The organism is Pseudomonas sp. SR18 (assembly GCF_023701505.1).
Classification (GTDB): domain Bacteria; phylum Pseudomonadota; class Gammaproteobacteria; order Pseudomonadales; family Pseudomonadaceae; genus Aquipseudomonas; species Aquipseudomonas cyclaminis.
This window is the reverse complement of the sequence record NZ_JAMQAU010000023.1, coordinates 16,067-33,883: the sequence shown is the minus strand read 5'-3', so window position 1 is coordinate 33,883 and position 17,817 is coordinate 16,067. Positions and strand designations below refer to the sequence as shown.

Genomic DNA, 17,817 nt, shown 5'->3' with positions numbered 1-17,817 from the left:
CGTGGCTGTTGCCGCCCGAAATGGAGCCTCTCTTGCCTGTCCTAGATGAAATCGACCGCCAACTGATCGCCGCGCTGCAGATCAACGCCCGCGAAAGCGTGGCCATGCTTGCCCGGCAGTTGGGGATCGCACGCACCACCGTGACTTCGCGCCTCGCACGCCTGGAGAAAACCCAGGTGATCACCGGTTACGGCGTGCGCCTGGGGCAACGTGTGGCAGACGGTGGTTTGCAGGCCTACGTGGGCATCACCGTGCAACCACGTTCAGGCAAAGAAGTGCTGCGCAGGCTGAGTGCCATGGCTCAAGTGCAGCAGTTGTGCGCGGTGAGCGGCGAGTTTGATTACGTGGCCTGGCTGCGCACGGATTCGCCGGAGCAGCTTGATCAGTTGCTGGACCAGATCGGCAGTGTCGATGGTGTGGAAAAAACCACAACCTCGATCATCCTAAGTAACAAATTGGATCGCGGCCAACCAATCTGACCGTCAAACTCGTCACTTCGACTGAAAACAGTCCATTTTGACGACACATTGCGTCTTATTAACGAGCGCAACGCTCCCTAAACTGGCTGCCATCTTTTCCTATACTCAGCGGGTTCCTTCCGCCTAGTCGCCAGTAAGGTCAGCCATGAGCATTCCGTCCAGCACCCTCAGCAAGACCAATCGCCATCCGGCAGACGGTAAAAAACCCATCACCATCTTTGGCCCGGACTTTCCGTTTGCCTTTGATGACTGGATCGAGCACCCCGCCGGCCTGGGCAGTATCCCCGCCGCCAACCATGGCGCCGAAGTTGCCATCGTCGGCGCCGGCATCGCCGGTCTGGTCGCCGCCTACGAACTGATGAAGCTGGGCCTCAAACCCGTGGTGTACGAAGCCTCGAAGATGGGCGGCCGGTTGCGCTCCCAGGCCTTCGAAGGCGCCGAAGGCATCATCGCCGAGCTGGGCGGCATGCGCTTTCCTGTGTCATCCACCGCCTTCTACCACTATGTGGATAAGCTGGGCCTGGACACCAAGCCGTTCCCCAACCCGCTGACGCCGGCCTCCGGCAGTACCGTGATCGACCTCGAAGGCCAGACCCACTACGCACAAAAGCTGTCTGACTTGCCTGCCCTGTTCCAGGAAGTGGCCGACGCCTGGGCCGACGCGCTGGAAGCCGGCTCGCAGTTCGGCGATATCCAGCAAGCCATTCGCGACCGCGACGTGCCGCGCCTCAAAGCGCTGTGGAACAAGCTGGTACCGCTGTGGGACGACCGCACCTTCTACGACTTCGTCGCCACCTCCAAGGCCTTCGCCAAGCTGTCGTTCCATCACCGTGAAGTGTTTGGCCAAGTCGGTTTCGGCACCGGCGGCTGGGACTCGGATTTCCCCAACTCGATGCTGGAAATCTTCCGGGTGGTGATGACCAACTGCGACGACCACCAACACCTGGTGGTCGGCGGCGTGGCCCAGGTGCCCATGGGCATCTGGCGCCATGTGCCAGAGCGCTGCGCCCACTGGCCGGCCGGTACCAGCCTCAGCTCACTGCACTGCGGCGCACCTCGCGCAGGGGTCAAGCGCATTGCCCACGCCGCAGATGGCCGTTTCGCGGTGACCGACAACTATGGCGACACCCGTGAATACGCCGCCGTGCTCACCACCTGCCAAAGCTGGCTGCTGACCACCCAGATCGAATGCGATGAAACCCTGTTCTCGCAAAAGATGTGGATGGCCCTGGACCGCACGCGCTACATGCAATCGTCGAAAACCTTCGTGATGGTCGACCGCCCCTTCTGGAAAGACAAAGATCCGGAAACCGGCCGCGACCTGATGAGCATGACCCTCACCGATCGCCTCACTCGCGGCACCTACCTGTTCGACAACGGCGACGACAAACCAGGGGTGATCTGCCTGTCGTACTCGTGGATGAGCGACGCGCTGAAAATGCTTCCGCAGCCCATCGACAAGCGGGTAAAACTGGCCCTGGATGCCTTGAACAAGATCTACCCGAAAGTCGATATCAAGGCGCGCATCATTGGTGATCCGATCACCGTGTCCTGGGAGGCGGATCCGCATTTCCTCGGCGCCTTCAAAGGCGCATTGCCTGGCCACTACCGCTACAACCAGCGGATGTACGCGCACTTTATGCAGAAGGACATGCCCGCCGAACAGCGTGGGATTTTTATCGCGGGCGACGACGTTTCCTGGACCCCTGCGTGGGTGGAAGGCGCCGTACAAACCTCGCTGAACGCAGTGTGGGGCATCATGACCCACTTCGGCGGCAGCACTCACGCCGAGAACCCCGGCCCCGGTGATGTGTTCGATGAAATCGGGCCAATCGCCCTGGCCGAGTAAGGAGTTACGCCATGCGTGTCGCCCTGTACCAATGCCCGCCGCTGCCGTTGGACGTAGCGGGCAACCTCAAGCGCCTGCGTCGGCTTGCACACGAAGCGACCGACGCCGATGTGCTGGTGCTGCCGGAGATGTTCCTCACCGGCTACAACATCGGCGCAGAAGCCGTCGGGGCCCTGGCCGAAGCACAGGATGGCGAGTCTGCCGAGATCATCGCAGACATCGCGAAAATTGCCGGGCTGGCCATTTTGTACGGTTATCCGGAGCGGGCCGACGATGGGCAGATCTACAACGCCGTGCAATTGATCGACGCCCACGGCCATCGCCTGTGCAACTACCGCAAGACCCATCTGTTCGGGGATCTGGACCATTCGATGTTCAGCGCCGGCGACGATGACTTCCCACTGGTGGAGCTCAATGGGTGGAAGCTGGGATTCCTGATCTGCTACGACCTGGAGTTCCCGGAAAACACCCGACGCCTGGCCCTGGCCGGGGCAGAGGTGATCCTGGTGCCCACCGCCAACATGGTGCCGTTCGATTTTGTTGCCGACGTCACCGTGCGGGCGCGGGCCTTTGAAAACCAGTGCTACGTGGCCTACGCCAACTATTGCGGGCACGAAGGCGAGATTCAGTATTGCGGGCAAAGCAGCATCGCCGCGCCGGATGGCCAGCGAATCGCCCAGGCGGGGCTGGATGAAGCCTTGATTGTCGGCACGCTGGATCACCAATCGATCCTCGACGCCCGCGCCGCCAATCACTACCTGCAAGACCGTCGCCCCGAGCTTTACGGCCCGCTGCACAAGCCCTGACCCAACGGGTTTGTTAGCATAGGCACTTGCCCCGTTCTGGAAGTGCCCATGCCTGCCCCGGCCCACCCTTATCCCGTTCACTTAACCCTGGCCAATGGCCTGCGTGTTTCCCTGCGCCATGCGCCACGTTTGAAACGTTGCGCCGCAGCGTTAAGGGTGGCTGCCGGTAGTCATGATATGCCGCTGGATTGGCCTGGACTGGCGCATTTCCTTGAGCATTTGTTGTTTCTTGGCACCGAGCGTTTTCCCACCGGCGAAGGGTTGATGGCCTACGTACAACGCCATGGTGGCCAGGTGAACGCGAGCACCCGCGAACGCACCACGGACTTCTTCTTCGAGCTGCCGGTTTCGACCTTTACGGATGGGCTGGAGCGGCTGGCAGACATGCTCACCCATCCGCGCCTTGCGCTGGAAGATCAACTGCGCGAGCGCGAAGTGCTGCACGCCGAGTTTGTCGCCTGGTCCCAGGACGCCAAGGCTCAACAGCAGGTGACGCTGCTCGGACGTTTGGCGGCAGATCATCCGTTGCGTGGCTTTCACGCAGGCAACCGCGACAGCCTGCCGGTGGAGCGTGAGGCGTTTCAGCAAGCCTTGCGGGAATTCCACGCGCAGTTCTATCAGAGCGGGCAGATGACCTTGAGTCTCGCCGGCCCGCAGTCGTTGCAAACGCTGGAAACCATGGCGCAGCAATTCAGCGAGCATCTGATCTCTGGCCCGCAGCATCCACAGGCTTCGCCACCCGCCTTGATGCAAGGCGCGGCCCGGCGTTATCAGCACACCGAAGACGGCCACCTGCACCACGTCATCACCTGTGACGCGCCCCGCGCCGCACTGGACTTCCTTTGCACCTGGCTCAACGCCTCTGCGCCGGGCGGGCTGCTCGCCGAGTTGAAAGAACAACAACTGGCCTGTGCACTGCAGGCGTCCGTGCTGTATCACTTCGCCGGACAAGCCGTGCTGGATATCGACTTCACGCTCGGTACCGCAGATAAACCGACGACACAGATTGAGGCGCTGTTGCACGACTGGCTGAGCTTTTTCTCACGCAGCGACTGGACGCCACTTCGCGAAGAGTCCGCGCTACTGAACGCCCGCCGACAACAGATCCAGGGCGCATTGGCATTGGCCCGAAACGACAGCGAAGATCTGTGTGAACAAGACATCGCCGCGCTCAAGGCCCTGCTTGAATCACTGCACCTGCCGCCCGCCGAGCACATTTGGCAACTTCCCCCGCCCAACCCGTTCCTGCGCCCACCGGCCAAGGAAGAGCGCGCCGGCCTGATCCGCGGCCAAACCAGCGCCCACCGGGGCCTGCGCACCTTTGCCCAGGACCGCTCGCGGGGTCGCCGCGAGGTATCGGCGCTGGCCTTCAGCCCGGCCTTGGCGGATGACAGCGACGAAGGCGCGCTGTACCTGCAATGGCGGTTCGACGCGCCAGTTGCTGCCGCACTGGAAAACATCTTGCAGCCATTGCGTGAGAGTGCACGTCAGGCGGGCGTTGAAGTGTCCTTCGAAACCACCGGCACTGACTGGCGGGTGACGATGACCGGACTGCACGAGCCCATGCCAGCCGTGCTGGAGGCCTTGGCGCAAAGCCTGAACCTGCCGCAAGAGGCGGTCATTGCCCCAGCGCCAATGATTCCAATCCGGGCGTTGCTCAAGGCGCTGCCCTCGTGCTGCGCCAACGGCAATGTCGAGACACGTGAGCAGCCTGCATCCTGGGCCACCGCACGCTGGCATGGCCTGGGCCTGGGTTTGCCCGCCGCGACTGAAACGCTGATCAAGGCCGCCGCCGCTCGTCTGCCAGGCCAACCTGCCCACCTCGAACCACCTCAGCAGACCTTCAGCGGTCAACGCGTGTGGCATGCGATAAAAACCGATTCCCCTGAAGCCGCCTTGCTGCTGTTTTGCCCGACACCGAGCCCGTCCCTGGCCGACGAAGCGTCGTGGCGACTGCTGGGACACCTGCTCCAAGGGCCGTTCTACCAACGCCTGCGGGTCGAGTTGCAGTTGGGCTACGCGGTCTTCAGCGGTGTCCGACAGATAAACGGACAGACCGGCCTGTTATTTGGCGTGCAGTCTCCCAGCGTGTCCCTGGAAGGCATCGTTGAACACTTGAACACCTTCCTGGCCCAACTGCCGGCATTGGTCGGCGCCAGCGAAGACCTGGACAATATTGCCCTTGCCCAACAGTTTTCACCTCATGCGTTGCCGGTCGCCCAAGCCGCCGAACTGCTGTGGCACGCACACTTGGCCGGCCATCCGTCGGCTTATCTCACTCATCTTCAACAGTTGATCCAAGGCCGCAGCCGTGAGGACCTGCTGCTGGCCGCCCAGCAACTGAACGACGCCCAAGGGGGCTGGCGCTATGTGGCCAACGGCCCGCAAACCTCGAACGCGTGAAGGCCGGCAGGTCGATCATTGCCAACTCTGCAACAGGCTTTTTCCACCAAGACAGCGCTAACTTGCCAAGAATTGAGTAACATTCCTACGCACACATCTGAACATCTCCGACTGGAGGTGGACTATATGTATTACTTGGTAGTAAACGTCCCATCCCTTCGTAGGAGTATGAATATGACTTGGTCCAAACCTGCTTACACTGATCTGCGCATCGGCTTCGAAGTCACCATGTACTTCGCCAGCCGCTAATCCGCTGGGTAATACAACGCCTCGGTTCGCCCGGGGCGTTTTTGTTTTGAGCTTTGCGTGATGGAGCAATCATGTTTGTCCAGATTCTAGGTTCCGCCGCCGGCGGTGGTTTTCCGCAGTGGAATTGCAACTGCGTGAACTGCGCAGGCTTTCGTGATGGCAGCCTGCGGGCCCACGCACGTACCCAGTCGTCCATCGCGATTTCCGACGATGGCGTGAATTGGGTGCTGTGCAACGCCTCGCCGGATATCCGCGCACAGCTGCAAGGCTTTGCGCCGATGCAACCCGGCCGCGCCCTGCGCGACACCGGCATCAGCGCGATCATCCTGATGGACAGCCAGATCGACCACACCACGGGCCTGTTGAGCCTGCGCGAAGGCTGCCCGCACCAGGTGTGGTGCACCGACATGGTCCATGAAGACCTGAGCACCGGCTTCCCGCTGTTCACCATGCTCACCCACTGGAACGGCGGCCTGGCCTGGAACCGCATCGAGCTGGACGCCAGTTTCACCATCCCGGCCTGCCCCAACCTGCGCTTCACTCCACTGCCGCTGCGCAGCGCTGCGCCGCCGTACTCGCCGCACCGCTTCGACCCGCACCCCGGCGACAATATCGGCCTGATCGTCGAAGACCTGCGCACCGGCGGCAAACTGTTCTACGCCCCGGGCCTGGGCAAGGTCGACGCGCCGCTGCTGGAGATCATGGCCGGCAGCGACTGTCTGCTGGTAGACGGCACGATGTGGGATGACGACGAAATGCAGCGCCGTGGCGTCGGCACCCGAACTGGTCGCGAGATGGGCCACCTGGCGCAAAACGGCCCCGGCGGCATGCTCGAAGTGCTGGAGCAGTTGCCCGAGCAGCGCAAGGTGCTTATCCATATCAACAACACCAATCCGATCCTCGATGAAGACTCTCCCGAGCGCGCGGAGTTGGTGCGACGTAATGTCGAAGTGGCTTACGACGGCATGAGCATTGAATTGTAGGAGCAGACGACATGACTGACACACCGTTGACGACCGCCGAATTCGAAGCCGCCTTGCGCGCCAAGGGTGCCTTCTACCATATCCATCACCCGTACCACGTAGCGATGTACGAAGGCCGCGCCAGCCGCGAACAAATCCAGGGCTGGGTCGCCAACCGCTTCTACTACCAAGTCAATATTCCGCTGAAGGACGCCGCGATCCTGGCCAATTGCCCGGACCGCGAGATCCGCCGCGAATGGATCCAGCGCTTGCTCGACCACGATGGTGCGCCCGGTGAAGACGGCGGCATCGAAGCTTGGCTGCGCCTGGGCCAGGCGGTCGGACTCGACCCGGATCAATTGCGTTCCCAGGAATTGGTACTGCCCGGCGTACGCTTTGCGGTGGACGCCTACGTCAACTTCGCCCGTCGCGCCAGTTGGCAGGAGGCCGCCAGCAGTTCGCTGACCGAACTGTTCGCGCCGCAGATCCACCAGTCGCGCCTCGACAGCTGGCCGCAGCATTACCCGTGGATCGACCCGGCCGGTTACGAATATTTCCGCACCCGCCTGGGCCAGGCCCGCCGCGATGTGGAGCACGGTTTGGCGATCACGCTGCAGCACTACACCACCCGTGAAGGCCAGGAGCGCATGCTGGAAATCCTGCAGTTCAAACTGGACATCCTGTGGAGCATGCTGGATGCCATGAGCATGGCCTACGAACTCAAACGCCCGCCGTATCACAGCGTGACCGAGCAGCGGGTCTGGCATAAAGGGATCACCCTATGAGCTTTGATCGCAGCAGAATACCCACCTGGCGCCAGGGCTATCGCTACCAGTACGAGCCCGCGCAAAAGGGCCATGTACTGCTCTACCCCGAAGGCATGATCAAGCTCAATGACAGCGCCGCATTGATCGGCGGTTTGATCGACGGCGAGCGCGACGTGGCGGCGATCATCGCCGAGCTGGATCAGCAATTCCCCGGCGTGCCTGAGCTGGGTGACGACATTGAGCAATTCATGGAGGTCGCCCGTGCTGAGCACTGGATCACCCTTGCCTGAAAAACCGGCTATCGGTTTGCCGCTGTGGCTGCTGGCCGAGCTGACTTACCGCTGCCCGTTGCAGTGCCCGTACTGCTCCAACCCGCTGGATTTCGCCGAGCAGGGCAAGGAGCTGAGCACCGAGCAGTGGATCAAGGTGTTTCGCGAAGCCCGGGAAATGGGTGCCGCGCAGTTGGGCTTTTCCGGCGGTGAACCGCTGGTGCGCCAGGACTTGGCGGAGTTGATCGCCGAGGCGCGCAAGTTGGGGTTCTACACCAACCTGATCACCTCCGGCATCGGCCTCACCGAGCAGAAAATCAGCGACTTCAAGAAGGCCGGCCTGGACCATATCCAGATCAGCTTCCAGGCCAGCGACGAACAGGTGAATAACCTGCTGGCCGGTTCGAAAAAAGCCTTCGCGCAAAAACTGGAAATGGCTCGGGCAGTGAAAGCCCACGGCTATCCGATGGTGCTGAACTTCGTCACCCATCGGCACAATATCGACAAGATCGACCGCATCATCGAGCTGTGCATTGCGCTGCAAGCCGACTTTGTCGAACTCGCCACCTGCCAGTTCTACGGCTGGGCGCAGCTCAATCGTGTGGGGTTGTTGCCCACCAAGGAGCAGTTGGTGCGCGCCGAGCGCATCACCAACGAATACCGCGCCAAGCTCGAAGCCGAAGGCCACCCGTGCAAGCTGATTTTCGTGACGCCGGATTACTACGAGGAGCGCCCGAAAGCCTGCATGAATGGCTGGGGCAGTATCTTTCTTACCGTGACGCCAGACGGCACCGCCCTGCCCTGCCACGGCGCCCGACAGATGCCGGTGCAGTTTCCGAATGTGCGCGACCACAGCATGCAACACATCTGGTACGACTCGTTTGGCTTCAACCGCTTTCGCGGCTACGACTGGATGCCCGAGCCGTGCAAGTCATGTGATGAAAAGGAAAAGGACTTCGGCGGCTGCCGTTGCCAGGCCTTCATGCTCACGGGGGATGCGAGCAATGCCGACCCGGTGTGCAGCAAGTCCGAGCAGCACGGCATCATCCTTCAGGCACGGGAAGAAGCCGAACACGCCACCCAGACCATCGAGCAACTGGCCTTTCGCAATGAGCGCAACTCACGGCTCATCGCCAAAGGCTAACGGCCTCAGCGCTTGGCGATGATGTACACCGCGTGGATGATGCCTGGGAAGTAACCGCACAAGGTCAGCAGAATGTTCAACCAGAACGCGCCGCCGAAGCCTACTTGCAGGAACACACCCAATGGCGGCAGCAGAATGGCGATGATGATACGAATGATGTCCATGGGTCAGCTCCAAAAAATCGGCTCGTGTGAGCCGTGTAGCTAATCGACCTTGGGCGCTCGTGAGGGTTCAGTGGAATCTGGCACTGGGCCACCCTCAGGCCAGGATTTCCAATCCATGCTTTTGCACGATGCTCAGAAGCTTGAGCGCCATGCCGCTGGGTTGTTTCTCACCCGACTCCCATTTTTTTACCGTGGAGGCGCTGGTGTTCAGGTAACGGGCGAATACGGGTTGGCTGACATGGTTGGTTTCGCGCAGTTGTTTGATCTGTTCGGCCGGGATTTGCACGGGGGCAGTTGCAAAGCACATCTCGTCGAACTCTCGAAGGGTGGTCTTGCTGATCGCACCAATCGAATACAACGCCTTGGCCGATTGATGAACCGACTCCAATGCTTCACTTTCATATTTTCTGGTCATGATGTATCTCCACAAACTCCTTGAAGTCCAGTAGCTGCTGGACATCCGATTCAGTTAAATCTTCATATTTCTTCGCCATCGCACGCAACCCGACCAAATCCTTCTGGCTGATATTGCTTTGATCCTGTTTGGCATACAGAAGCTGATAAACCCAAAAATGTCTGCCCTTGGCCAAGACAATAAACCGATGTCTGTTCTGGTTTAGGCGTTTTTTCCACACCCCGCCTCCCAGGTTGTCTGCTTGCCCTCTTAGCATTTCGCCGAATGCCTCACTCAACTCCAAATCACAAATCCAGGCCTTGCTGGCCGCATCAGCGAAATTGCGTGTTTTAAACAGCCTGAGCCTCATGGATATCCCTTCCTATAAAACATACCACCCAGTGGTACAGATTAGAAATGGAGCACGCGAAAAAGCGTCACGCCCCATCGGCAGTCCTTGCCGACGCCCGCTAAAAAGCCACTATTTTCAAAATCGATCAATCAACGCTTTCAATCCAAAAATTTCACACACAAAAAAACGCCCCCAGCCAAAAAAATCAGGCTGGAGGCGCCGCGTATGCCGCGAGACGGTTCAGGAAAATGGGGTTAAACAGCGATGCCCTTGCGGCATTGCAGTTGTGCGGTGCGCACGCGGGAGAAGGCGCGGGCCAGGCGCAGGAGCATGTCGTCGATGTTGCTTCTGCTCACGGTCAACGCCGGGGTAAAGCGCAGACAGTCAGGTTGCGGGGCGTTGAGGATCAGGCCCTCCTGCAGCGCGGCGTTTACCACGGCATCGGCAGAATCATCCGACAACGTCAGGCCCCACATCAGACCTTGTCCGCGCAGTTGGCCGTGCTCGTAGCGGTAGGCCAGGCGGGCAAGGCCTTCGCCCAGATAAAGACCGGATTCACGCACGTGCTCAAGAAAACCATGTTCCAGCACCGCGTCGACTACCGCCGTGCCGGCTGTAGCCATCAACGCATTGCCGTGATGGGTACCTTCCAGTTCGCCCACTTCGAAACAACACGCGCTACCACGCGCCAGTAGCGCCGCGAGAGGCACGCCGCCGCCCAGGCCTTTGCCGAGGGTGATGATGTCGGCTCTTACGCCGTACTGTTGTTCGGCCAGCAACGTGCCACAACGACCGAGGCCGGTCTGCACTTCGTCGAGGATCAGCACGATTCCCAGTTCACGGCACAGGCGCTCGACGCCCTTGAGGTAGTGTTCGGTCGCGGGGGTTACGTTGGCGCCCTGGATCGGCTCAAGCAGGATGGCAACGGTTTGCGCATCGACAGCAGCGTGCAGGGCCGGCAGGTCGTTGAAAGGCACATGGCTGAAACCGGGCAGTTGCGGCTCGAAACGGTTTTCCAAGGTCCCGGCCGATGCCGCCAGCGCCGCGAAACTGCGGCCATGGCAACCGTTGCTGGCGCTGATGATGCGATAGGCGCCGCCGCGGTGCAGTTGGCCCCATTTACGCGCCAGCTTGATCGCCGCTTCACAGGCTTCCGCGCCGCTGTTGAGCAAATAAGCCTGGTCGCTGCCGGTGCGGTGGCACAAGCGCTCAACGAGGTTGAGTTGGGCGCGGTTATGCAGACCCATGCCGGGGTTGATCAGCGCGTGGGTCTGTTCGCTCAAGGCTTTGATCAACACCCGCGGGCTGTGGCCGAGGCTGTTGGCGCCATTGCCTTGGCTGAAGTCCAGATAGGCGCGGTCGTCACTGTCCCACAACCAGGAACCCTGGCCACGCACGAAGACGTGTTGCGGCCGCGCCACCGTGGGCATCAAGGATTCGCTGGAGGGATCATTGCGCGGCGCATCCAGGACCAAATCGTCCAGGCTTGGCGCGGGGCGGCGGATAGAGAACAAGTTCACAGATCCGTCCCGATAGCAACCGAGCCTGGTGTCGACACTGTCTTTGGATTTTTTGACTTGCCTATATAAACGCTATCAACACAAACACTGTTCATTGCCCGATCCGGCCCTGTAAGCCCTGCGAATAGGCGCTAGACTAGGCGTCTCACAGGCCAACGGCCATTTCGATTTTGCAGCTTTTTCGATAAGAAAGTCTTATGGATTTCAAGCAACTGCGTTATTTCGTCGCGGTATATGAAGAAGGCCATGTGGGCCGTGCCGCCGAACGTCTGTCGATCTCTCAACCGGCGCTGTCACAGCAGATTCGCCAGTTGGAGCAGAACCTGGATGTGAGCCTGTTCGAGCGCAGCAGCAAGCGTCTGCTGCCAACCCTGGCCGCCCACACGCTGTACAACCATGCGCTGCCGTTGATCGATGGCATGCAGCAAGCTGTCGAGGCGCTACGCAACTTCAAAGGCCAGGCCTTGCGCACCTTGGCCATCGGCGTGCTGCAAACCGTGCACACCAGCCTGGTGCCGCAGATGCTTGAGCGGGTGCGCAAGGCCCAGCCGCACCTGGTGGTGCAGATCTATGAACTCACCGGGATTGAGATAGAACGGCGGCTGCTCAACGGCTCGCTGGACATTGGCATCAGTTACCTGCCGCCGCGTCAGCCTGGGTTGCACGGCGTGCTGCTGTATGAGGATGAGCTGAAAGTGGTGATCCCGGACGATCATCCCCTGCGCGAATTCAAGAAAGTCTCGCTGAAACAAGCGGCCGAGTTGCCAATGTTGCTATTGGGGGAAGAGTTTCAAATCAGGCAGATATGGCAGGGCCAGCTCGCCAATCTTGGGCGACGACCGCAAGTACAGGCTGAGCTCAATACCATGGTGGGGATTCTCGACAGCCTGCCCCATACCAAACTGGCAACCGTGCTGCCGGGGCGCTCCCAGGACGAACACAACAGCCAGATGCTGCTGTGGAAACCCTTGAGTGAACCGCGGGTGCCGCTGAAAGTAGGCTTGGTCTGCCGTGATGTGCAGCGTCAACAGGCGACGGTGGCGTTACTGCGCACCTTGCTCGAAGACGTGATGAATGCCCCGCAGGCGCCGGCCTGACTTTTTCGCAGGCAAAAGAAAACCCCGCCGAAGCGGGGCTTTGCAGACTGTTTCCCTGACATCCATTTCACTCCGCCGTCCTGGCAGAATCCTACGTGTCCGTGTTGTTGCTTTGCGCTTCCTGCGCGACGTCCATGTGAAGTAGATTATCCGTGGATCCAATTTGGCGATAGAGGACGAATAGCAGTACGTCATGTAAGAGAATGCTTACACGCCCTCCAAACCCTTAGAACAGTGCCTCATCCAGCAGAAACAGTGATTCACTCCCGGCCTTTACCGACGCGCTCAACGAGTGAATACGCGGCAGCAGGCGTGCAAAGTAGAAGCGCGCCGTCCCCAGTTTGCTGGCGTAGAAATCTTCTTCAGCCTCTTTACCCAACGCCGCCTTGGCCATACGCGCCCACATGTAGGCGTAGGCCATGTATCCAAACGCATGCAAATACTCCACCGAGGCCGCGCCGATTTCATTCGGGTTGGTCTTGGCGCGATCCAGTACCCAGGCCGTCAGTTCATCCAGGTTATCCACCGCCGCGCTCAGCGGTTTAGTGAACTCGGTTAACCCAGGGCCTGACTCAACGATGAACTGGCGGATCTCATCAGCAAACAAGGTGTAGAACGCCCCGCCGCTACCCACGATCTTGCGGCCCATCAAGTCCAGGGCCTGAATGCCGTTGGTGCCTTCGTAGATCTGGGTGATGCGCACATCACGCACCAATTGCTCCTGGCCCCACTCGCGGATGTAACCGTGGCCGCCAAACACCTGCTGGCCGAGCACCGTGGTTTCCAGGCCCAGGTCGCTGAGGAACGCCTTGGCCACCGGCGTCAGCAATGCCACCAGGTTATCCGCTCGTTCACGGGCTGCGGCGTCTTCGCTGAACTTGGCGATGTCCAACTGCGTTGCCACGTAGGTGGAGAACGCACGGCCGCCTTCATTGGCGGCTTTCATGGTCAGCAGCATGCGGCGCACGTCCGGGTGGACGATGATCGGGTCAGCGACTTTGTCTTTCGCCTGGGCACCGGTCGGCGCACGGCTTTGCAAGCGGTCACGGGCATATTCAATCGCGTTCTGATAGGAACGCTCGCCGGACGCCAGGCCCTGGATACCCACACCCAGGCGCTCGTAGTTCATCATGGTGAACATCGCCGCCAGCCCGCGATTAGGCTCGCCCACCAGGTAACCCACGGCTGCGTCGAAGTTCATCACGCAGGTCGCGGACGCCTGGATACCCATCTTGTGTTCAATGGAGCCACAGCTCACCAGGTTGCGCGCGCCCAGGCTGCCGTCGGTGTTGACCATGAACTTCGGCACCAGGAACAGCGAAATGCCTTTAGGCCCGGCCGGCGCATCCGGCAGCTTGGCCAGGACCAGATGGATGATGTTTTCGGTGAGGTCGTGCTCGCCACCGGTAATGAAAATCTTGGTGCCGCTGATTTTGTAGGAACCATCCGTCTGCGGCTCGGCCTTGGTACGGATAATCCCCAGGTCGGTGCCGGCATGGGCCTCGGTCAGGCACATGGACCCGGCCCACTCGCCGGAATACATCTTCGGCAGGTAGGCCGCCTTGAGTTCTTCACTGGCGTGAGTGTTGATCGACACACACGCACCGGACGTCAACATTGGATACAGGCCAAACGCCAGGCTCGACGAGTTGATCATCTCCTCAACCTGCGCCGACACGGCCTTGGGCATGCCCATGCCACCAAACGCAGGATCGCCGCCGACGCCGACCCAGCCGCCTTCAGCGTAGGTTTTGTAGGCCTGTGCGTAACCGTCCGGGGTGAACACCGCTGTGTTGTCCCAGCGGCAGCCTTGTTCATCGCCGCTGCGACTGATCGGGGCAATGGATTTGGCGGTGACCTTGCCGGCTTCTTCGAGGATCGCCTCGACGGTTTCGGCGTCGACGGTGTCTGCCAATGCCGGCAATTGGGCCCAGGTGCTGGCGACCTCAAAAACTTCGTTGAGGACGAAGCGCATATCACGCAGCGGCGCTTTGTAATCAGCCATGGCAAACCTCGTGGGAACGTGAAAAGTGATTCGATAGGATCGGTTTTACAGGCTCCGAGTGTACCCGAACAACTTTTCAGACACATAGGGTCCACTTGTGACTGATTGGTATTTTTAAGTCATTACTAAGCAAACGCCTCCGCCGGCAGACTCATCAGGCATTCGCTGCCCGCTTCCACCGCTGCACGGTGGGTTGCAGTACGCGGTAGCAGGCGCTTGAAGTAGAACTCGCACGTGGCCAGCTTGGCCTTGGCAAACTCGACATCGTCATGGGCCTGCGCCGCGATCGCCATGCGCAGCCACAGGTAGGCGAGGATGATGTAACCGCTGTACATCAAGTAATCCACGGCAGCGGCGCCCACTTCGTCAGGATTTTTCATCGCGGCCATGCCGACCTGGGTGGTCAGTTCGCCCCACTCTCCGTTCAATTGATTGAGCTGCGCCACAAAGGCCTTGAACTGCGGATGTTCAGCATTCGCGGCGCAGAACTTATGCACAATTTTGGTGAAGCCGCGCAGCAACTTGCCCTGGCTGCCCAATACCTTGCGGCCCAGCAGGTCGAGCGCCTGGATGCCGTTGGTGCCTTCATAGATCGGCGCAATCCGCGCATCGCGGGCCAGTTGTTCCATGCCCCACTCACGAATGTAGCCGTGACCACCAAACACCTGCATGCCGTGGTTGGTCACTTCCAGCCCGGTGTCGGTCATAAACGCCTTGCAGATGGGCGTGAGAAACGCCAACAGGTCTTCAGCGTCCTGGCGTTGAGCGGCGTCGCTGCTCATGTGCGCAGTGTCGAGCAATTGCGCGGTGAAGTAGGTCAGTGCGCGGTTGCCTTCGTTGAAGGCTTTCATGGTCAGCAGCATGCGGCGCACATCGGGGTGCACGATGATCGGATCGGCGGCCTTGTCCGGAGCCTTGGCGCCGGTGAGCGAGCGCATTTGCAGGCGGTCGTTGGCGTATTTGATCGCGCCCTGGAAACTTGCCTCGCCGTTGCACAGGCCTTGCATGCCGGTGCCCAGCCGCGCGTGGTTCATCATGGTGAACATGCAGTTGAGGCCTTTGTTGGCCTCGCCAATCAAAAAGCCCTTGGCACCGTCGAAGTTCAGCACGCAGGTGGCCGAGGCCTTGATGCCCATCTTGTGCTCGATGGACCCGCAGTGCACCGCGTTGCGTTCGCCGGAATCGGCGTGGAACTTGGGCACGATAAACAGCGAGATGCCCTTGGTGCCCGCCGGCGCGTCCGGCAGTTTGGCCAACACCAAGTGGATGATGTTGGCGCTCATGTCGTGCTCGCCGGCCGAGATGAAGATTTTGCTGCCGGTGACTGCATAACTGCCGTCCGCCTGTGGCACGGCGCGAGTCTTGATCAGGCCGAGGTCGGTGCCGCAATGGGCTTCGGTGAGGCACATGGTGCCGGTCCATTCGCCGGCCGTGAGTTTGCTCAGGAAGGTGTCTTTCTGCTCAGGGGTGCCGTGGGCGTGGATCGCCGACATGGCGCCGTGGGTCAGCCCGGGGTACATACCCCAGGAGGTATTGCTGGAGCCGATCATCTCACTGAGCACCAGACCCAGGGATTGCGGCAAGCCTTGGCCACCGTAGGCCGGGTCTGCCGCCACACCGTGCCAGCCGCCTTCGACGTACTGGGCGAAGGCCTCCTTGAACCCCTTGGGCGTGGTGACGACGCCATTATCGAAATGGCAGCCCTCTTCATCGCCGCTGCGGTTGAGCGGCGAGAGCACGTTCTCGCAGAATCTGGCGCCTTCTTCGAGGATCGCGCTGACCATGTCCGGGCTGGCGTCGGTTGCGCCCAGCGCGGCGTAGTGGCCGTGGAAATCGAACACGTTGTCAATCAGAAAGCGCATGTCGCGCAGGGGAGCTTTGTACTCAGGCATGGTCATGTCTCCGGCAGCAGATAGTCTCAACCTACTGCCGGCGAACGCCGCAAACAATCACTGTAGAACCGCTGAATACAGCGCCATTACTCAACCGGTAGCGCTTTCCATGCGCACTGCGCCACGGCGGGTCTGCCCGGCGGCAATCACACAGTTACGCCCCGCGCCCTTGGCGGCATAGAGTGCCTGGTCGGCAGACTTGAGGACTTCTTCCGGCGTGCGCTGCTCGGCCTGGCGCTCGGCCACGCCGATGCTGACGGTCACCGACACACTCGTCGCGCCGCTGCCCGCCCGGCGCTGACGGCCTTGCTGATCGTCATGAGGGCGGTCCGCGTTGCGTAGCTTGATGTCGTAGTTGGCGACAATTTCGCGGATTTCTTCCAAGTGCGGCATGCACTCATCGAGGGTCTTGCCGGCAAATACCACGGCGAACTCCTCGCCGCCATAGCGATAGGCACGCCCGCCGCCGTTGACCTTGGACAGCTTGCTCGCCACCAGACGCAGCACTTGGTCACCCACGTCGTGACCATGGGTATCGTTGAAGCGTTTGAAGTGATCGACGTCGGTCATTGCCAGCACATAGTTGCGCCCCAGCCGTTGCATGCGTTCGTTGAGGGCGCGGCGCCCCGGCAGGCCGGTCAGTTCATCGCGGAACGCCATTTGATAAGCCTCGTGGGCCACGCCCGCAGCAATCATCAGCATCACCTGGCTACACATGATGTTCAGGGTAAACGGCAGGATGAAGGTCTTCGGCAACATCCAGAACAGCCCCAGCAGCCCGACCAATTGCGCCGCATGCAGCGGGCGCGGTTGGTACCAGTACTGTGCGGCGAGGGTGAGAAAACCGATCAGGAACATCGGATACGACAACTGGATCAGGCTCATCCAAGTGCCGTGCAGCGCCGGCCAGCGAATCTCTGCCAGCCAGTTCAGCACCGCCTGCGGAAAACTCTGTTCCAGGGCCAGCGCCACACTGCCGATGGCCAGCAACACGGCGCAGCGGGCCACGAAGTCGCGGAACAAATGAGTTTTCTCCTGCCACAGCGCGTAGATGCTGAACAGCAGCGGCAACAACAGGCAACACAGATGAAACACCACCGCCGCGTCTTCGCGCACGCGGCCGTTGTCGCGATAGAAATCGGTTTGGGTATCGAGCAGGAAGTAGGCGATGTACACGGTGATCATCAAAAACAGCTCACGCTGGCGCCGATAAACTGCGCAGTACGAACCGCCGAGCAACAGCACCAAGGTGGGCAACACGTTGAACAGTGATGTGAAGAAGACGTTGAGGTCCTTGACGTACGCAGCCGAGAGCCCGGCCAGCAAGAGCAGCAACGAAGGTAGAAAATGACTGAAACGTACAGCGGACACGCGTGACAAGGGTAAAACTCCGACCCGCAAAAAATGATGGCAATGTGCCTTGGACGGAACAGTTAAGCACACCCTGCCTGCCATGTATCACATT

Annotated in this window: 17 protein-coding genes; 10 read left to right on the top strand and 7 right to left on the bottom strand. The window is 60.5% G+C overall.

The features are described from left to right. The first annotated feature begins 32 nt into the window (after positions 1-32). The 9 genes from NDJ82_RS25350 to pqqE all read left to right on the top strand — a co-directional run bounded on the left by NDJ82_RS25350 (position 33) and on the right by pqqE (position 8,928). The gene (locus tag NDJ82_RS25350; RefSeq protein ID WP_032883895.1) at positions 33-479 is read left to right on the top strand and encodes an Lrp/AsnC family transcriptional regulator; all 447 of its coding nucleotides are present in this window, start codon (positions 33-35) and stop codon (positions 477-479) included. Between the two features lie 145 nt (positions 480-624). Beyond that, positions 625-2,328, top strand: coding sequence for a flavin monoamine oxidase family protein (locus NDJ82_RS25345; protein ID WP_099585685.1), 1,704 nt, complete (start codon positions 625-627; stop codon positions 2,326-2,328). An 11-nt stretch (positions 2,329-2,339) separates the two neighbouring features. After that, positions 2,340-3,134: a carbon-nitrogen hydrolase family protein gene (locus NDJ82_RS25340; RefSeq protein WP_250926529.1), complete on the top strand. Its 795-nt coding sequence runs from the start codon at positions 2,340-2,342 to the stop codon at positions 3,132-3,134. 48 nt (positions 3,135-3,182) lie between these two features. Beyond that, positions 3,183-5,537, top strand: coding sequence for a pyrroloquinoline quinone biosynthesis protein PqqF (gene pqqF, locus NDJ82_RS25335; RefSeq protein WP_250926528.1), 2,355 nt, complete (start codon positions 3,183-3,185; stop codon positions 5,535-5,537). 174 nt (positions 5,538-5,711) lie between these two features. Beyond that, positions 5,712-5,786 carry a pyrroloquinoline quinone precursor peptide PqqA gene (pqqA, locus tag NDJ82_RS25330; protein WP_003194766.1) on the top strand — a complete coding sequence of 25 codons (75 nt, stop codon included), beginning with the start codon at positions 5,712-5,714 and terminating at the stop codon, positions 5,784-5,786. 71 nt (positions 5,787-5,857) lie between these two features. Next, entirely contained in the window at positions 5,858-6,769 is a 912-nt protein-coding gene (pqqB, locus tag NDJ82_RS25325; RefSeq protein ID WP_099585688.1) for a pyrroloquinoline quinone biosynthesis protein PqqB, read from the top strand. A gap of 11 nt (positions 6,770-6,780) precedes the next feature. Then, entirely contained in the window at positions 6,781-7,533 is a 753-nt protein-coding gene (gene pqqC / locus NDJ82_RS25320) for a pyrroloquinoline-quinone synthase PqqC (RefSeq protein WP_099585689.1), read from the top strand. Next, positions 7,530-7,805: a pyrroloquinoline quinone biosynthesis peptide chaperone PqqD gene (pqqD, locus tag NDJ82_RS25315; protein WP_099585690.1), complete on the top strand. Its 276-nt coding sequence runs from the start codon at positions 7,530-7,532 to the stop codon at positions 7,803-7,805. The genes pqqC and pqqD overlap by 4 nt, the downstream gene beginning before the upstream one ends. Continuing rightward, on the top strand, positions 7,798-8,928 hold the full coding sequence (gene pqqE, locus NDJ82_RS25310) for a pyrroloquinoline quinone biosynthesis protein PqqE (RefSeq protein WP_284738671.1): 1,131 nt from the start codon (positions 7,798-7,800) through the stop codon (positions 8,926-8,928). The genes pqqD and pqqE overlap by 8 nt, the downstream gene beginning before the upstream one ends. A gap of 5 nt (positions 8,929-8,933) precedes the next feature. Here the strand turns inward: pqqE and NDJ82_RS25305 are convergent, their stop codons facing one another. From NDJ82_RS25305 to NDJ82_RS25290, 4 genes are all read right to left on the bottom strand, one after another. Further along, complete coding sequence (locus NDJ82_RS25305) at positions 8,934-9,092, bottom strand: YqaE/Pmp3 family membrane protein (RefSeq protein ID WP_003194776.1); 159 nt, start codon at positions 9,090-9,092, stop codon at positions 8,934-8,936. A 94-nt stretch (positions 9,093-9,186) separates the two neighbouring features. Further along, a complete protein-coding gene (locus tag NDJ82_RS25300; protein WP_099585692.1) occupies positions 9,187-9,507 on the bottom strand; it encodes a helix-turn-helix domain-containing protein in 321 nt (106 codons plus the stop codon). After that, positions 9,491-9,856, bottom strand: coding sequence for a type II toxin-antitoxin system RelE/ParE family toxin (locus NDJ82_RS25295; RefSeq protein WP_250926526.1), 366 nt, complete (start codon positions 9,854-9,856; stop codon positions 9,491-9,493). Before NDJ82_RS25295 ends, NDJ82_RS25300 begins: the two co-directional genes overlap by 17 nt. A gap of 236 nt (positions 9,857-10,092) precedes the next feature. Next, positions 10,093-11,358 carry an aspartate aminotransferase family protein gene (locus NDJ82_RS25290; RefSeq protein WP_250926525.1) on the bottom strand — a complete coding sequence of 422 codons (1,266 nt, stop codon included), beginning with the start codon at positions 11,356-11,358 and terminating at the stop codon, positions 10,093-10,095. Between the two features lie 197 nt (positions 11,359-11,555). Here NDJ82_RS25290 and NDJ82_RS25285 point away from each other — a divergent pair, with 197 nt between their 5' ends. Then, complete coding sequence (locus NDJ82_RS25285) at positions 11,556-12,455, top strand: LysR family transcriptional regulator (protein ID WP_099585695.1); 900 nt, start codon at positions 11,556-11,558, stop codon at positions 12,453-12,455. Between the two features lie 226 nt (positions 12,456-12,681). Here NDJ82_RS25285 and NDJ82_RS25280 read toward each other — a convergent pair whose 3' ends face one another. From NDJ82_RS25280 to NDJ82_RS25270, 3 genes are all read right to left on the bottom strand, one after another. Continuing rightward, on the bottom strand, positions 12,682-14,460 hold the full coding sequence (locus tag NDJ82_RS25280; protein ID WP_250926524.1) for an acyl-CoA dehydrogenase C-terminal domain-containing protein: 1,779 nt from the start codon (positions 14,458-14,460) through the stop codon (positions 12,682-12,684). A 125-nt stretch (positions 14,461-14,585) separates the two neighbouring features. Then, positions 14,586-16,352, bottom strand: a complete 1,767-nt coding sequence (locus tag NDJ82_RS25275) for an acyl-CoA dehydrogenase C-terminal domain-containing protein (protein ID WP_250926523.1) — start codon at positions 16,350-16,352, stop codon at positions 14,586-14,588. 90 nt (positions 16,353-16,442) lie between these two features. Continuing rightward, a complete protein-coding gene (locus NDJ82_RS25270) occupies positions 16,443-17,732 on the bottom strand; it encodes a GGDEF domain-containing protein (RefSeq protein ID WP_099585698.1) in 1,290 nt (429 codons plus the stop codon). Positions 17,733-17,817 lie beyond the last annotated feature (85 nt).

Coding starts and splice junctions, on each gene's coding strand:
- NDJ82_RS25345 (WP_099585685.1), top strand. CDS start 625: ATGAGCATTCCGTCCAGCACCCTCAGCAAGACCAATCGCCATCCGGCA.
- NDJ82_RS25340 (WP_250926529.1), top strand. CDS start 2,340: ATGCGTGTCGCCCTGTACCAATGCCCGCCGCTGCCGTTGGACGTAGCG.
- pqqF (WP_250926528.1), top strand. CDS start 3,183: ATGCCTGCCCCGGCCCACCCTTATCCCGTTCACTTAACCCTGGCCAAT.
- pqqB (WP_099585688.1), top strand. CDS start 5,858: ATGTTTGTCCAGATTCTAGGTTCCGCCGCCGGCGGTGGTTTTCCGCAG.
- pqqC (WP_099585689.1), top strand. CDS start 6,781: ATGACTGACACACCGTTGACGACCGCCGAATTCGAAGCCGCCTTGCGC.
- pqqD (WP_099585690.1), top strand. CDS start 7,530: ATGAGCTTTGATCGCAGCAGAATACCCACCTGGCGCCAGGGCTATCGC.
- NDJ82_RS25305 (WP_003194776.1), bottom strand. CDS start 9,092: ATGGACATCATTCGTATCATCATCGCCATTCTGCTGCCGCCATTGGGT.
- NDJ82_RS25300 (WP_099585692.1), bottom strand. CDS start 9,507: ATGACCAGAAAATATGAAAGTGAAGCATTGGAGTCGGTTCATCAATCG.
- NDJ82_RS25295 (WP_250926526.1), bottom strand. CDS start 9,856: ATGAGGCTCAGGCTGTTTAAAACACGCAATTTCGCTGATGCGGCCAGC.
- NDJ82_RS25285 (WP_099585695.1), top strand. CDS start 11,556: ATGGATTTCAAGCAACTGCGTTATTTCGTCGCGGTATATGAAGAAGGC.
- NDJ82_RS25280 (WP_250926524.1), bottom strand. CDS start 14,460: ATGGCTGATTACAAAGCGCCGCTGCGTGATATGCGCTTCGTCCTCAAC.
- NDJ82_RS25275 (WP_250926523.1), bottom strand. CDS start 16,352: ATGCCTGAGTACAAAGCTCCCCTGCGCGACATGCGCTTTCTGATTGAC.